Origin of the sequence: Shewanella gelidii (assembly GCF_014647855.1) — a bacterium.
In the GTDB taxonomy this organism is placed as follows: domain Bacteria; phylum Pseudomonadota; class Gammaproteobacteria; order Enterobacterales; family Shewanellaceae; genus Shewanella; species Shewanella gelidii.
Window position 1 is genome coordinate 87170 of record NZ_BMPZ01000004.1, and the last position, 14714, is coordinate 101883.

13 protein-coding genes are annotated in these 14714 nt (G+C 45.7%); 4 read left to right on the top strand and 9 right to left on the bottom strand.

What is annotated here, in order from left to right; translation table 11 throughout:
• The first annotated feature begins 255 nt into the window (after positions 1 to 255).
• Positions 256 to 2628, top strand: a complete 2373-nt coding sequence (locus IEY18_RS09570; protein ID WP_188920191.1) for a Tex family protein — start codon at positions 256 to 258, stop codon at positions 2626 to 2628.
• Between the two features lie 65 nt (positions 2629 to 2693).
• Here the strand turns inward: IEY18_RS09570 and IEY18_RS09575 are convergent, their stop codons facing one another.
• Positions 2694 to 3209 carry a hypothetical protein gene (locus IEY18_RS09575; protein ID WP_188920193.1) on the bottom strand — a complete coding sequence of 172 codons (516 nt, stop codon included), beginning with the start codon at positions 3207 to 3209 and terminating at the stop codon, positions 2694 to 2696.
• A 60-nt stretch (positions 3210 to 3269) separates the two neighbouring features.
• Positions 3270 to 4100 carry a pimeloyl-ACP methyl ester esterase BioH gene (gene bioH / locus IEY18_RS09580; protein WP_188920195.1) on the bottom strand — a complete coding sequence of 277 codons (831 nt, stop codon included), beginning with the start codon at positions 4098 to 4100 and terminating at the stop codon, positions 3270 to 3272.
• A gap of 199 nt (positions 4101 to 4299) precedes the next feature.
• On the opposite strand from bioH, the gene IEY18_RS09585 reads away from it, so the two are divergent.
• On the top strand, positions 4300 to 4866 hold the full coding sequence (locus IEY18_RS09585; RefSeq protein ID WP_229779808.1) for a ComF family protein: 567 nt from the start codon (positions 4300 to 4302) through the stop codon (positions 4864 to 4866).
• A gap of 53 nt (positions 4867 to 4919) precedes the next feature.
• Here the strand turns inward: IEY18_RS09585 and IEY18_RS09590 are convergent, their stop codons facing one another.
• Positions 4920 to 7511 carry a M14 family zinc carboxypeptidase gene (locus IEY18_RS09590; protein ID WP_188920199.1) on the bottom strand — a complete coding sequence of 864 codons (2592 nt, stop codon included), beginning with the start codon at positions 7509 to 7511 and terminating at the stop codon, positions 4920 to 4922.
• A gap of 207 nt (positions 7512 to 7718) precedes the next feature.
• Here IEY18_RS09590 and nfuA point away from each other — a divergent pair, with 207 nt between their 5' ends.
• Positions 7719 to 8297: a Fe-S biogenesis protein NfuA gene (gene nfuA, locus IEY18_RS09595; RefSeq protein ID WP_188920201.1), complete on the top strand. Its 579-nt coding sequence runs from the start codon at positions 7719 to 7721 to the stop codon at positions 8295 to 8297.
• A 57-nt stretch (positions 8298 to 8354) separates the two neighbouring features.
• On the opposite strand, the gene IEY18_RS09600 is transcribed toward nfuA, so the two are convergent.
• Positions 8355 to 9704 carry an MATE family efflux transporter gene (locus IEY18_RS09600; RefSeq protein ID WP_188920559.1) on the bottom strand — a complete coding sequence of 450 codons (1350 nt, stop codon included), beginning with the start codon at positions 9702 to 9704 and terminating at the stop codon, positions 8355 to 8357.
• A gap of 21 nt (positions 9705 to 9725) precedes the next feature.
• Between IEY18_RS09600 and IEY18_RS09605 the strand changes: the two genes are divergently transcribed.
• The gene (locus IEY18_RS09605; RefSeq protein ID WP_188920203.1) at positions 9726 to 10772 is read left to right on the top strand and encodes a polysaccharide deacetylase family protein; all 1047 of its coding nucleotides are present in this window, start codon (positions 9726 to 9728) and stop codon (positions 10770 to 10772) included.
• A 61-nt stretch (positions 10773 to 10833) separates the two neighbouring features.
• On the opposite strand, the gene IEY18_RS09610 is transcribed toward IEY18_RS09605, so the two are convergent.
• From IEY18_RS09610 to IEY18_RS09630, 5 genes are read right to left on the bottom strand one after another with little or no spacing between them, the layout of a single operon-like run.
• Positions 10834 to 11457, bottom strand: a complete 624-nt coding sequence (locus tag IEY18_RS09610; RefSeq protein ID WP_229779810.1) for an SCO family protein — start codon at positions 11455 to 11457, stop codon at positions 10834 to 10836.
• Between the two features lie 8 nt (positions 11458 to 11465).
• Positions 11466 to 12371 (bottom strand): heme o synthase, encoded by a 906-nt coding sequence (gene cyoE, locus IEY18_RS09615; protein ID WP_188920205.1) that lies wholly within the window; start codon positions 12369 to 12371, stop codon positions 11466 to 11468.
• A gap of 3 nt (positions 12372 to 12374) precedes the next feature.
• On the bottom strand, positions 12375 to 13397 hold the full coding sequence (locus tag IEY18_RS09620) for a COX15/CtaA family protein (RefSeq protein ID WP_188920207.1): 1023 nt from the start codon (positions 13395 to 13397) through the stop codon (positions 12375 to 12377).
• A 5-nt stretch (positions 13398 to 13402) separates the two neighbouring features.
• A complete protein-coding gene (locus IEY18_RS09625; protein WP_188920209.1) occupies positions 13403 to 13954 on the bottom strand; it encodes a redox-active disulfide-containing membrane protein in 552 nt (183 codons plus the stop codon).
• A complete protein-coding gene (locus IEY18_RS09630) occupies positions 13941 to 14711 on the bottom strand; it encodes an SURF1 family protein (protein WP_229779811.1) in 771 nt (256 codons plus the stop codon). The genes IEY18_RS09625 and IEY18_RS09630 overlap by 14 nt, the downstream gene beginning before the upstream one ends.
• Between the last annotated feature and the right edge of the window lie 3 nt (positions 14712 to 14714).

Sequence of the window (14714 nt, forward strand, 5' to 3'; positions counted from 1 at the left end):
ATAAAGTGGCTGCTGGTATCGTGAATTTTAAGATCGTATTGCATGTTACCTTATCTTATTCTGACTGTTAATCATGGGGATATTCTGCTGCGTTCATCTAAATTTTGGATGTTGGGTGTCGGGGTGAGGAAATACTTTGCAGCGCGTGCAAAAACTCGGAAATATTGTACTTCTATTTCTAGTTTTCATCACTGCTGTGGTATCGTTGCGGCTCATTGATGTTTCCCAAATTTTACCTAGGCTCTACATTCGTTTATGCACAATATTGCTCAGAAAATCGCTCAAGAATTAAACGTTAAAGAACAGCAAGTCTCGGCGACCCTTGCACTCCTTGATGATGGTGCAACCGTTCCGTTTATTGCCCGTTACCGTAAAGAAGTGACCGGTGGTTTGGATGATACACAATTACGTACACTAAACAGCCGCTTAGGATACTTACGTGACCTAGAAGATCGCCGTCAAGTTATCGTTGCTAGTATCAAGGCTCAGTCGAAGTTAACGCCAGAGCTTGAGCGTGCATTGCAAGGTGCTGAAACGAAAACCCGCCTAGAAGATCTCTATTTACCCTTCAAACCAAAGCGAAAAACGAAAGGGCAAATGGCAGTAGCAGCCGGAATTGAGCCGCTTGTTGACCAATTGCTGGCGAATCGACATTTAGATTGTGAGCATACCGCAGCAAAGTTTATTAATGCAGAAGCTAAATTTGATGATGTTAAGGCTGTATTAGAAGGTGCGCGCTTTATATTAATGGAGCGTTTTGCCGAAGACGCAGAATTATTGCAAAAAGTACGTCGGCATCTATCTCAAAATGCAGTGCTTGAAAGCCGTATCCAAAAAGGAAAAGAAAAGGAAGGCGCTAAATATCGTGATTATTTTGAGCATGATGAGAAGCTCTCTAGAGTACCGTCTCATCGAGCATTGGCGATGTTGCGTGGTCGGAATGAAGGGTGTCTTAGTTTAAGAATAAATGCCGATGGACATGAAGCCGGCGAGAATCATTCGAATAGCCCATTGGTTGGTAGTGCTAAACAAAGTAGCTACTGCGAGGTGATTATTGCCGAACACTTCAATTTGAAACTATCCAATAAGCCCGTGGATGCTTGGTTGAAAACGGTCGTGAATGCCACGTGGCGCGTTAAAATTGGCATGCAGATGGAAACTGAATTGCTGGGTAAAATGCGCGAAACCGCTGATGCGGAAGCTATCCAAGTTTTCGCGCGCAACCTTGGTGACCTCATGATGGCTGCCCCTGCTGGGGCGAAAACCACATTAGGTTTAGACCCTGGACTGAGAACCGGTGTGAAAATTGCCATCGTCAATCATACCGGTAAGTTGGTCGCCCATAGCACCATATTCCCCCATGCTCCGCAAAATCAATGGGACAAGTCTCTGCGAACTTTGTCGAATCTGGTAAAAATGCATAAAGTCGAACTGATTGCCGTTGGTAATGGAACCGCGTCAAGAGAAACCGATAAGTTAGCAGCAGAGCTGATTGCGAATTCAAAAGAAGTTGCGCCACAGTTGACGAAAGTGATGGTCAGTGAAGCTGGGGCTTCTGTGTACTCTGCCTCAGAATTGGCGTCGGAGGAGTTCCCTGATTTAGATGTATCAATTCGAGGTGCGGTTTCAATCGCCCGTCGTTTGCAAGACCCTTTAGCTGAGCTCGTGAAGATTGAACCCAAATCAATAGGGGTAGGGCAATATCAGCATGATGTGAGTCAGAGCCAATTGAGCCAAACTTTAGAGGCGGTCGTTGAAGACTGTGTGAACGCTGTAGGAGTGGACGTCAATATGGCTTCTGCACCTTTGCTCGCACAAGTGGCAGGTCTGAATAAAACACTCGCTCGCAACATCGTGTCATACCGGGATGAGCATGGGCAATTTACTGACCGTAAGCAACTACTTAAAGTCGCAAGGCTGGGACCTAAAGCGTATGAACAGGCTGCGGGCTTTATGCGAGTGATGAACGCTTCGAACCCCCTCGATGCATCTGCAGTTCATCCCGAAGCTTATTCATTGGTAGAAAAGATAGCAAAAACTAAACAATTAGATATTAAAAGCCTAATTGGTAACGCAGAAAGCTTAAAACAGCTGCAAGCAGCAGACTTTATTGATGACCGGTTTGGCCTGCCAACAGTAATTGATATTTTAAATGAGCTTGAAAAACCTGGGCGAGATCCTCGCGGGGAGTTTAAGACAGCGAGCTTCAAAGAAGGCGTAGAACAACTGAGCGACTTGAAGCTTGAAATGATTTTGGAAGGCGTCGTCACCAATGTGACGAATTTTGGTGCATTTGTAGATATCGGTGTGCATCAGGATGGCTTAGTGCATATATCTTCTCTTACTGATAAATTTGTGAGCGATCCGCATACGATTGTCAAAGCGGGGGATGTGGTCACAGTGAAGGTGATGCAACTTGATGTTGAGCGCCGTCGAATCGGCTTGAGTATGCGATTAGACGAAAAGCCGACGGTTCAGCCAAAAAGTGGACAATCGAAGAGTCATCAGCCTAAAACGAACCATAAACCTCACTCGCAAAAAACGGCGCAGAAAAAGCAACCCAAAGCACCGGCAAATGCGGCGATGGGTAATGCGTTTGCGGATGCTTTTGCGAAGTTAAAAAAGTAAAAACGCTACAATAAATAACGGCTTTGGATTCCCAAAGCCGTTTTTTTGTATTCATCCAGAATGTCCTAGCTCCAGTCAGATATCATCGGCTCTTCTGCAACTTGTGCTTGTTGCTGATAAAAGGCACCAATGCGTTTACCAAAATCTTGATAAAAATGAAACGACTCGTGGGTGAGCTCTACGGACTGCATTTCTGTTTTTTGCTGTGAAGTCCCCTCTGATTGCGCGGTATATTGCTGGAATATGCGAATATCCTGGCGCTGCAAAGCTGGCTTAGCAGGCAGTTTTTTACGGAGCTGCGCGAGCAACTGATCGGCTTGAGACTTACTTTTTTGTTCGTGCTGTTGCTGCTGTTCTGAGCCTTGCTGTTGTTGTTTTTGATTGACTCGTTCAAGGTTCTTACTGAGCTCTTGCTCAGTGATCCGTTCATTTTGTGGGTTAAAGCTACGCTCTTCGTGACCTTTCGTGGCCTCTTTAGGCGGAATGATGGGGGGACGCTGCTGGTTGTCGACCCGCGCAGCATCAGTTGCAACATTGGATGTTGCAATTGGTACTTGGGGGTAATTGGTGACAACTAACATATATATCTCCACGCATTCTTGTCTAAATAATAGTCAAAAACGCACTTAAAATAAAGTGATTTAGTGCTTGTTAACTACCATATTTAGCCAATGACATAGTGCTGTATTGAACTCTTCTGCGTGGGAAATAAATGGCGCATGAGATGCATTTTCAAATACGATGTCTTGGATATGGTCGGCTTGGTACAACTGACTGCTTAATTGCAATGGCACTAAGGTGTCTTTTCGGCCCCACAACCTGAGCCAAGGTTGTTTTATTTCTGATGTTAACCCTTTTAAATTAACATGTTGCAATAACTGCAAACCAAGGCCTAATACTTCTGGTTTTGGTAATGGTTTCTCTAAAACTAGCTGTTTAATGACCTTGATATCTTGTTTTGCGCTATCACTTCCCATGGCTTGAATTGCCAAGAATCTTTCAATTGTTCTTTTGGGATGTTGTTGCAGTTGATGGACAAATTGTTCAAGAATTTTGGGAGCAATACCGGGCCAGGATTTTTCGGGCTCGGCAACAAAGAAAGGGGAAGATGCGATCGTGGCAAGTGCAGAAACCTGTTGTGGGTATTTTTGTGCAGCTCGCGTTGCAACGAGCCCACCCAGTGACCAGCCGATCCAGATAGCGCCTTGGGGAACGTGATTCATAATCGAGTCGACCCAATCATCGACGACGGCGAGGCAAAAATCGCCGGTTTGTTCTGTTGTGGATTCAATTTTTGTGATGTCGCTAGGTTGGCTATCGCCAAAGCCCGGCAGATCGACATAGTGTGCACTATAATTTGCTAATGCTTGTTGTAAGGGAGCAAAAATTTGGTTGTTCACCCCCCAGCCATGGAGAACAACGATTGGCTGGCCTTGACCTTTTTGCTCAATGTGAAGATAGGGCTGCTTCATAATACTCCTGCAAAGATCATGGATGATGCTCATGAAAACTCGACTAAAAAAAGCGCTGGATCGCGCACTCTCCGCTATTTTACCTAACCGTTGCCTGCTCTGCCATCAATTGGTGACGGGGTGCCGTACAGGCATATGCAACTACTGTTTGCCCACATGTTTATACTCAACGCCTGTATGTCTAGGGTGCGGTAAACCTATGACAATTGTTCAATGCTATTGTGGCCAGTGTATGAAGCGAGAACCGCTAAAAGTCATTGCAGCCTGTAGTTACCACCAAGGACTTGGCCCATGGATCGCAGCCATTAAATATCAGAGACAATTTGCAGTATTGCCGCCTCTCATTGAAGCGTTGGCCTGCCGAATAAAGTCTTTGGTATCGAGAGGCACAATTCAAATGCCGCAAGCACTTTTGGCAGTGCCGCTTCACTCGAACCGATTGCATCAAAGGGGATTTAATCAAGCCGTGGTGATTGCGAAAAGCTTATCCAAGCAGATCGGCATCCCGTTGGTTGAGGGTGTCATTAAACGGGAAAAAGATACACCAGCTCAAGCTGGGATGTCAGGCCGCCAACGGCGGTTGAATTTGCGGCAAGCCTTTTCTGTTCAGTTATCTTTGCCATTGCAGCGTGTTGCCTTGATTGATGATGTCGTTACGACAGGGACAACCGTGAGCGAGATTCATAAGCTCTTAGCTGCCCAATCCATAGATGTACAAATCTGGTGCCTTGCACGGGCGGAAGCACCACATATAAGTCTAGAGTGACCTTGATTGACCTTGACTCGATTTGTTGAGCACCATGCTTAGCGAACAAGCCGTTAATCGTGTCGACGGTTATATGTTGGCGTCGCCATTCCGGAGAAAAACAGGGCGTTTGCGTATACTTTTTCAGTTGCAAGCCAAAAACTTCGAAACAGTAAATTATCGGTAAAGCCAATAATGGCCCCCTTTCCCTTAGTTTCCCAGATGAATGCGGGTGTACCCGACAATTCACGCTGATACTCAGAAGTTAAATAGCCGCTTTCAAGGATGTCATCAGCATAACTTGCGGCAGTCACGAATGGCTCAATATTCGCGTGACTAAGGCCGATGGCTTCATCTTTAAGCACTGAAAGGTGTTGTTCGCCAGTGCCAAAACTTAATGGATGTCCTTCATCAAGGGCGAGTTTGAGAATGGCGCCGCCTATTTGTTTCTGTCCTTCGATACGCTTTTTTTCGGCATAGGTTAATCCAACGCCACTTACGAGCTTTTCAAAATATCGAGGAGTTCGTACATCGGTTTGCAATAAGTGTCGCTTATTCAACCAGCTCAATGCACCTTTTTGCGCAATAATAACGCCGCCTTTGGTGACAAATTGCCCCAGTTTGCGCGCAACCACTTCGTTGAGGTGGTTGTAGTCGCCCCCCGCAAAAATGATGTGTGTATATGGGGCGAGCGATAGCTGCCGCAGTCGTTGGCTATTGCTAAGACTGATCGGTATTTGTAGTTGATGATCAACATAGCGCCATATTTCTCCCACTTCGCTGGCGACAGTCCCTTCGCCACTGATTAAAAGAGGGCGTACTGGCTGAATCGTCTTGAAGTCTGGGCTGCCTAAATCAATGCCTTGAACGCTTGCACTGCTGGTGGCGCTATATAATGCCACTCGATGCTGTCTCGCGAGACTCGTGAGTGTTTGAACGATGGATTGACGGTTTTTCTTAGCCTGACGCAAAGGAATTTGTAGGCTGCCAGCTACAAATTGCTGAGCTGTTTTGCCATTGTTTAATGTAAAGGGAGAGGCTGCGAATTTCACAAGAATGTCTTGTTGTAATAGTTCGCTTAGCATGGCCGGTGCCGTTGTTTGTCGCCAGTCAATGATAACCGCTAGTGCTGTTGCGGGTATTTCTGCTTGTCTTGCGTCGAAGAAATGCAAAGTTGAGTAGGCTCGTAACTTGCTTTGACTGACTTCGGTTTCGTCGCTAACCGTTAAATTGAAGGCAAGGCGTAAATCCCAGCTTGAGATATCGTAAAAGCTTGTGTCTTCAAATTGTTTTCGGTTATCAAAAAGCGCTTGGATCAAGCTTTGTTGTGCTTGGTTTAGAGGGATAAATATGCTGTCCTGTGGTTGCCAAATCCGCCCTGATGCCTTGACGCTTTTGTTGAGAACAAAGCTATTTACTTGGTGTTGACGTAGCAATTGAACCAATTGTTCTAATCGCGCTGGATCTTGGTTCGCGCTGACGAGTAAGCCTTTTGGTGCCGCTGGTTGCTTCTGCTTTTTTTGTTGGTTGAAGAACTCATGTTGATAATCGATGAGCTGTTTTTTGAGTGCAAGCGCACCTTTAACGCTCGACAGTGATGTGGTGAATTGATTGTTGATGGCTTGAACTAAGCTAATTCCACCTTCTGTTGAAGCTTGAGCGTGTCCCCGAGCGCTAGCCTGTTCAAATAAAATGCCTACGGCGCCATTAATATCAGGGTACGTGGAGCCTTTTCCATAAAAGAAGTCATCAAACAACTGCTCACTAAAGTAACTTTGTCCCTGGTTATCTAGGGCTTGCTGATGAAATTTGGCAAGCTCTTGGGTGAGTTGGTGATTACGTTTGGGGGTTAGTGGATGATTGCGCTCTGGCACTCCGGGTTGAAAAAAATAGCTACTGTTGGTGCCCATTTCATGGAAATCACCCACATAATGAGGTTGCCAACGATGAAATAATGCGACTCGTCCTTGTGATTCAGGGTGGCGAGCGAATAGCCAGTCTCGATTCAAATCTGCGAAAAAGTGATTACCGCGACCGCTGGGCCAGTCCTGTTGGTGCTCTCTTGATTGGGGATCGGTAACAAGGCTATAGCCGCGATTACTATTGACCCAATTGGCAAATCGGTCCATCCCATCGGGGTTTTGGCTCGGTGTGATTAAGATAATGGCTTGATTGAGGGCGTCCTCAATCCATTGATCTTGGCTAGCAGCGAGATAGTAAGCAGTGGCAAGTGCCGCATGCGCACCTGAGGCTTCATCGCCATGAATTGAGTATGCAAGCCAAATAATCAAAGGCCCTGATACAACCTCTCCTGCTTTGACCTGTTTACGAGCACTGAGAATGGTATCAATATTTGCGAGGTTATCGGGGCTCGAAATCACCGCAGTTAATTGTTGGCGCCCCTCATGGCTGTAGCCACTTTCTTCAATTGAAACTTTATCACTGTGCTGGTCGAGTTGTTTGAGGTAACCGTTCACTTGGTCATGGCGCAAATGCCATTGACCTAAAGGGGAGTTTAGGTATTCAGAAGGTGCGACAACCCGGTGATCTAAAGGCGCTTCGTTGGGATATAGTCCGTCGATTTGAGCACTCGCGCTGACAAAAAAAGTAAGGCAGCAAAGACAACTTGTAAACATCGATAAAAAAACGGTTGTGAGTCTTCGCATGCTGAGTCCATTTGTTGCTGTTATTAAAGACAAATTAGCAGGTTGCGCCTGACGTGACCATACTCGGATGAGCGAAATAAATGCGATCGGGTCTACAAAAACATTTCAAGGGATAAAAAGAAGGACTACAAAGCTGATTCGAGTCAGAGTATCATAGGGTTAATTCTTACTAAATCACTCAGGTTTATCCTGACGGAGCATGCTTTCATGATTACCATTACCGATGCAGCTCAGGCGCATTTCGTTAAACTATTGGCTGATCAGCCAGATGGCACTCATATTCGAGTTTTTGTCATTAGCCCTGGCACCACCCAAGCTGAGTGCGGCGTTTCTTACTGTCCACCTGATGCTGTTGAAGAAGATGATACCGAGTTAAAATTCAATGGCTTTAGTGCCATGGTTGATGAAGAAAGTGCACCTTATCTAGAAGATGCAAGCATCGACTATGTGACAGATCAATTGGGTGCACAGCTGACATTAAAAGCACCCAATGCAAAAATGCGTAAAGTATCTGATGATGCCCCTCTGAAAGAGCGCATCGACTATCTTATTCAATCTGAAATCAATCCGCAGCTTGCAAGTCACGGTGGCCACATTAATTTAATTGAAATCAGTGAAGAAGGCGTTGCAGTACTGCAGTTTGGCGGTGGGTGTAATGGTTGTTCTATGGTTGATGTCACCCTCAAAGATGGGATTGAGAAGCAGTTGCTTGAGCAATTCCCTGGTGAACTCACTGGCGTTCGTGATGTGACGGATCATCAACATGGTGATCACTCTTATCAATAATGCACTTTGAGTCGTTCCCAATGAAAGCCCGCTTCAGTCAATGAATTGCGGGTTTTTTTATGGTTTTAAATGGATGTGCTCCACCGCAAAGTATTTGAGGTAATGAAAACCTAAAGAAGCACTCCTTGCCAGCATAAATCCACACATTGCAGCCCAAAGCGCATGGTTATCAAAACTTTGCAGTAACCACCACAGTGGAAAAAACACACCAAAAGTCGCCAGTACCATGCTATTGCGCATTGTGCGGCCTTTCGCTGCGCCGATATAGACACCATCAAAAAGATAAGAGCTAAATGCGAGTAAAGGCAAGACGATGAGCCAAGGTAAATATTGTTGTGCGACGTGCTGAACGGCTTCGATACCAGTAAGTAAGTTGATAATGGCTGGGCCAAATACTGCAAATAATAGGGCAAATGTGAGTGCAGAAATTGCAGACCAGAACCAAGCGAGGAGAACGGACTGTTTAAGTTTTTCTGAGTTTCGTTCGCCGGTGGCATTGCCAACCTCAACTTCTGCATAGTACGCAATACCATCAAGGGCGTAGGAAATGAGTAATAAAAGGTTGAGTAGTACAGCGTTTGCGGCAACCGTTACATCGCCAAGGCGTGCGCCTTGGAATGTCATAAATGCAAAAGCGAGTTGTAGGCAAAAGCTACGTAAGAAAATATCACGATTGAGGCGCATCAATTGTGCAGTACCATGCATATTCAAATAGCGAGTTAAATCCCCTAGCGAGAGGCCAAACTGTTGATTTAGGGTTTTAGAGACCAGCTTTAAAGCGACAATAAGCCCGGATATATCGGCGAGTACTGAAGCCGCTGCGGCACCTTGTACACCCCATTGCAGGCCGACAACAAAGAGTAGATCGAGCACGATATTGACTGAATTGGCGAAAATCAACTGCCACATCGCCGCTTTAGGCTGTTGCTTGCCGAGTAACCATCCGAGTAATACGAGGTTACAAAGTGCAAATGGCGCCGACCAAATTCGAACACTAAAATACTGCTCGGCGTAGTGCTGGACTTGCGCACTTGCATCCGTTAATGACAGAGCGAAAGTGAAGATGGGGTGTTGCAGAGTAATAAAGATCATACCCAGAGCAATCGCTAGGCAACCGCCTTGAACCAGCAATCGAAGTTGTTTTGCGGTATCATCAGCGCCAACAGCTTGGGCAACAAGGCCTGTTGTAGACATCCTTAAGAAGCCTAGCAACCAAAAAATTAGTGTGATAATGGTCGAACCAACAGCAACGCCACCTAAATAATAAGCATGGCTTAAATGCCCGATGACCGCGGTATCTACCAATCCGAGTAATGGAATCGTGATATTCGAGAGGATCATTGGTAGTGCCAGCGCAAGCAGGCGCTGATTATTTTTTTTAGTGAGTATGGCTTTGCCGAAGTTCATCATTTAATAAGGTTAATCGATATGATTCGAATTATTTTAACTTTACTTGCTTGGGGATTAAGTTTTACTGCCGATAGCGCAGTGATTATGCAGTATCACCATGTATCAAGCGATACACCGGCGATTACCAGCGTGTCCCCAAAACAATTTAAAGCACATATGCAATATCTTGCGCAGGAAGGTTTTCAAGTCGTGCCCTTGAGCACAATTGTTGAAAGCATCCGTAAGGGGCAAGATTTGCCCGAGAAAACTGTTGCGATCACCTTTGATGATGGTTACCAAAACATTGCGGATAACGCACACCCCATCTTAAAAGAATACGGCTTTCCCTACACGTTATTTGTTGCTACGGATCCGATTGAGAAAAATTATTCTGAAATGATGAGTTGGGAGACTTTGCTGCAGCTCACGCAAGAAGGGGCTGAGTTAGCAAATCATACCTTAGGGCATGAACATTTATTACGTCGGCTAGAGGGCGAAGATAAAGTTAATTGGTTAAAGCGAATCGAGTCAAATGTACTGGAAACAGAATCGTTAATTGCGCAAAAAACGGGCGTATCTTTAAAAATATTGGCTTATCCCTATGGTGAATATAATAGCGACATACAAAACCTACTCAAACAACATGGCTATGCAGCGGTCGGGCAGCAGTCTGGTGCCGCTGGTCCTTATTCTGATTTAACTGCAATCCCTCGATTTCCCGTCGCAGGGCCTTATGCCAAATTGCAAAGCTTAAAAGTGAAGCTACATAGCTTGAATATGCCGGTATTATCAATCTCACCAGCAGAGCCTGAACTCGGAGCGAGTCAATGGCGACCAACACTGACCGTCACCTTGGATATGACGGATATCGCACAGCAACAAGTTATGTGTTTTATTCAAGGACAGGGAGCAAAACAACCGACTTGGATTAACAAGAATCAATTCTCAATCCAAGCCGATACAGACTTGTCCGCAGGACGTTCTCGATATAATTGTACTTCACCAAGCCGTGCAACGGGCAACTACTATTGGTTTTCTCAACCCTGGTTTCGTCCCCTTGACAATGGTGAGTGGCCAGCCGAATAAGCGCTCTTTTTTTAGGGCCAGTAAGCGTTTAATCTTATGATGTGTGCTGGCCCGATTGCGATTAACTATACTTGTCGATAATTTTTTGAATATCAGCGATCAGCTCTTGATTGCGGATTTGTGGCAGTCTCCCTGGTTCGTCTGCTCGTGGCTTGATAACGGCAACTCGCTTTCCTGCGGGCGAAATGAGGATGTATGAAGCACTGTGATCCACTTGATACGCCGCACCTTCACCAATCATGGCATATACAAATCCAAGCTCCCTTGTCAGAGGTAATAGTTGTTTATGGCTAGCTGTCACAGCAACAAAACCACTGGCGAAAAATGTCATGTAATCATGCAATCGAGTTGTTGTATCGCGTTGTGGATCCACTGAAATAAATATCGTTTGAAAAGGCGCGTGTTGTTGTAGGGTTTGAGTGGCTTGGCTCAATTTAGCCGTTGCTGTCGGGCAAATGTCTGGGCAAGAGGTGTAACCGATATAAATTAAGCTCCATTTATCCAGTAACCTTTGCTTTGTAAAAGCTTTTCCATATTGATCCGTAAGCTCAAAATCCGAAATCGGCCGTTGCTGCTCGAGCTCGTAGCTTGTCGCAAGCGTCAAAGGCTGGGGTGTCATTTGGCTGGCCGTGACCACACCAAAAGCAACACATACCAAACCTACTATCCAATATCTTGCCATCATTGCCTCACTTATATAAATAGATAGTGGTCTACGAGTAACGCTAGAAATAACAGCATCAAATGATAAATCGAGAATCGAAACGTTTGCATTGCATGCTCATCGTTGTCTTGATATTTCAGCTGCCAAGCTTTGTAGATAAAACCGCAGCTCAACAGGGTTGAGCTCACGAGATAAAATGGGCCACACATGCCAACAATCACGGGCAACAAGCATGCGATCGCCAATAAGAGGGTATAGAGCAGGATGCATGTTTTTGTGAAAGCCACACCATGAGTTACTGGGAGCATGGGAATGTTCACTTTGGCGTATTCAGCGCGTCGGTGGATAGCGAGTGCCCAGAAGTGTGGTGGGGTCCAAGTGAAGATGATAATGACTAAGAGTAATGCGTTACCGTGGAATTCATTCGTAATCGCGGTCCAGCCCAATAACGGTGGCATCGCACCGGCCAAGCCACCGATGACGATGTTTTGTGACGTCGCTCTTTTTAGATAGGCGGTATAAATTAGTGCGTAGCCGATCAGGCTTGCGAATGTCAGCCAAGCGGTTAACGGATTGACGAGAGTATAGAGCACTGCAAATCCTACAGTACCTATCCCTGCGGCAAACCCTAAAGCCTTCGCGACAGATATCCTGCCTTTGGGTAAAGGACGATTATAAGTTCTTGCCATCATGGCATCGATACGGCGGTCAATCAGATGGTTTAAGGCTGCTGCGGAACCGGCCATCATGGCAATGCCGATTAAGCCAAAAATTAAAGGCTGGATGGGAAGGGCTGCGGGTGTTGCGAGGCACATACCGACCAAAACAGTCAGCAGCATCAGCGCCACAACTTTGGGTTTTGTCATTTCCAAATAGGCTCGCCAAGGCAAAGCACCTAAGGCCGGATCTCGATTGATTATAAGGGGTTTGGCCATAATTCAGTTCTCCACAGTTTGAGATTTATACGGCAGCCTTGCGTATTTTGCTTGATGCCAAATGAGAAAGTTGAGATACACGAGAGTTAAGAGAAGCAGGGCAGCCATCCCATTGTGTGCGACTGCGATTCCGAGTGGTAGATGAAAAACAATATTGCTGATCCCAAGACAAAATTGTATGAACAATGCACCACTCAGGTAAATGCTTGCTCTTTTGTATTGTTGAGTTTGGCTGCTCTTGAAGAGTCGCCAAGCTAAAGTTCCTAGCATAACTAAAGTAACAAGTGCCCAAATACGGTGACTGACATGAATCGTCATGCGGGCGGCATAGTCCAATACACCAAACTCAAAGGTGTCATGTTGGCCTTGAAAGGGGTTGAAAGCTTGTTTGAAATCAAGATTACTTTGCCATTCGCCTTCACATAAAGGCAGCGTGGTACAGGATAGTGCGGCATAGTTTGAAGATGTCCAGCCTCCCAAAATGATTTGAACAATCAAAACGCCGAGGCAAACTATGGCGAAGGGTTGCAGTTTGGCTATTTGAGCATGGTTTTCGGTCTCTATTTGAGAGGGATGAGCTCTCAAATAGAGCAACAGCAATAAAGCAAGTAGGCTGAAGCCACCAACGAGATGCGCCATAACAATGATTGGCATGAGTTTTAGAGTGACGGTCCACATACCCAGTGCCGCTTGGAAAACGATGAGTCCTGCTATAAAACTTGCCAGCCGTTTTGGCGTATTGGGTGTTCTAAGGCAATAAACCCATATCGCAAAAACCATGAGTCCGAGCGTGCCTGCAATATAGCGGTGGATCATTTCAAGCCAAGCTTTGTCTTGCTCGATGGTCAATAGAGGATATGCAGCTTGGGCTTGTCTAATTTCATCTTGTGCACTGGGGACTTTCAGTTGCCCATAACAGCCCGGCCAATCAGGGCAACCTAGTCCGGCATCAGACAGACGTGTATAGGCGCCCATCAGTATGACGATTAGCGTGAAGATTAAGGTGATTTGCAACAAGATGCGCATTGTAACTACCCCACTCGCGACAGCTTAAGCATTTTACGCATGTCTTTTACCATGGCTTTTCCCTGTATGATTTGAGTTTTTTGGTCACCCTGAAATTGATACTGCATCACCAACTGGCCTAAAGGATCAACGACTACGACTTGCTGCGGTAGCATAAACTGCTGTAGCGAAGTCGAAGCTGTATAGGTTTTAAAGGTAAATTGGCTAAGTGCTGAAGTATCACTGTACTGGGTCAGCAAAATGATGGGGTGTAACCGATGCTTATCTTTGGCGAGTGCTTGATAGCTTTGTTGCATGATATATAGATGCTGTTGGCAGTCTACATCGCACTTTGCTGGCAACTGATAGAGCAATTGCCAGTGTTCCGGTTGAGGGTTTTGCATATTGAATGAGTGGTAACTCGGTGAGCCGGGTATCAATTGTCCGCTGTTTGTCGCCCCACCTTTATACCAGTTCATAGACAAAACCAATTGAGCAGCGACGACGGGAACAACAAATGCACCTAGTAGCAGAAGCAATGGCGTTCGAGTTCGCGAAGATTTTTTAGAAGTCGTCATCGTGTCTCCTTGGGTTGGGGTTAGTGGCTATAGCCTTAGTCTCTGGGGATAGTTCCTGTTCTAAACGTTGACTTTCAATGTTTTTCGAACTGCGACGACGAACAAATATGATGGTTAAAATTAGGAGGGCGAGCGCTAAAGAAAACCATTGCAAGGCGTAGCCCTGATGTTTTTGAGCTGACATTGGGATTGGGACCCAAGGCTGAGGTAGGGTAATCGGTAAGTTTGATGGCTGAAGAACAGCGGGAAACAGCGTGACTCCCAGTAAACTGGATAGCTGGGTTAAGTTTAGATTTTGAATTCGAGTTGGGTTGCCTACTTCGGCGAGTAGATCCTCACTTAGAGGGTTTGCCGACTTTTGATATAACCGGCCTTGAAGCTGGAGTTGCCCTTGCAGCGCTTGCACCTGCGGTAATACGGAACGAACAGGATTTGCTGCGACAAAGCCGAGTTCAACAAGTAGGCTAGGGAGTGAGGGTTCTATATGAACAACTTGATAAGCAAGATAACCAACGGCACCTGCATGGGTTTGATTGTCGAGTAAGATAATTTGATCAGAATGTATAGTCGCATCAACGCTCAGTTGATAGCCCGTTAAAAAAGAGTTTTGTAGATTAATTGCCTGTAAATATGTCAGTGGTGGCTGCAATTGTCGCTCTTGGAGCTGATTTTGAATGTCAGTTTTCTCTCCTGCACGGTCAAGTTGCCAAAATCCAAGCTTGACCATCAACACAAACAGCCCCACAGTTAAACACATTAA

Bases quoted from the DNA above. Each gene is read 5' to 3' on its own strand.
- IEY18_RS09585 (WP_229779808.1), top strand. From the start codon at position 4,300: ATGACAATTGTTCAATGCTATTGTGGCCAGTGTATGAAGCGAGAACCG.
- IEY18_RS09625 (WP_188920209.1), bottom strand. From the start codon at position 13,954: ATGACGACTTCTAAAAAATCTTCGCGAACTCGAACGCCATTGCTTCTG.
- bioH (WP_188920195.1), bottom strand. From the start codon at position 4,100: ATGAAGCAGCCCTATCTTCACATTGAGCAAAAAGGTCAAGGCCAGCCA.
- cyoE (WP_188920205.1), bottom strand. From the start codon at position 12,371: ATGGCCAAACCCCTTATAATCAATCGAGATCCGGCCTTAGGTGCTTTG.
- IEY18_RS09600 (WP_188920559.1), bottom strand. From the start codon at position 9,704: ATGAACTTCGGCAAAGCCATACTCACTAAAAAAAATAATCAGCGCCTG.
- IEY18_RS09570 (WP_188920191.1), top strand. From the start codon at position 256: ATGCACAATATTGCTCAGAAAATCGCTCAAGAATTAAACGTTAAAGAA.
- IEY18_RS09605 (WP_188920203.1), top strand. From the start codon at position 9,726: ATGATTCGAATTATTTTAACTTTACTTGCTTGGGGATTAAGTTTTACT.
- IEY18_RS09620 (WP_188920207.1), bottom strand. From the start codon at position 13,397: ATGCGCATCTTGTTGCAAATCACCTTAATCTTCACGCTAATCGTCATA.
- IEY18_RS09590 (WP_188920199.1), bottom strand. From the start codon at position 7,511: ATGCGAAGACTCACAACCGTTTTTTTATCGATGTTTACAAGTTGTCTT.
- nfuA (WP_188920201.1), top strand. From the start codon at position 7,719: ATGATTACCATTACCGATGCAGCTCAGGCGCATTTCGTTAAACTATTG.
- IEY18_RS09610 (WP_229779810.1), bottom strand. From the start codon at position 11,457: ATGATGGCAAGATATTGGATAGTAGGTTTGGTATGTGTTGCTTTTGGT.
- IEY18_RS09630 (WP_229779811.1), bottom strand. From the start codon at position 14,711: ATGTGTTTAACTGTGGGGCTGTTTGTGTTGATGGTCAAGCTTGGATTT.
- IEY18_RS09575 (WP_188920193.1), bottom strand. From the start codon at position 3,209: ATGTTAGTTGTCACCAATTACCCCCAAGTACCAATTGCAACATCCAAT.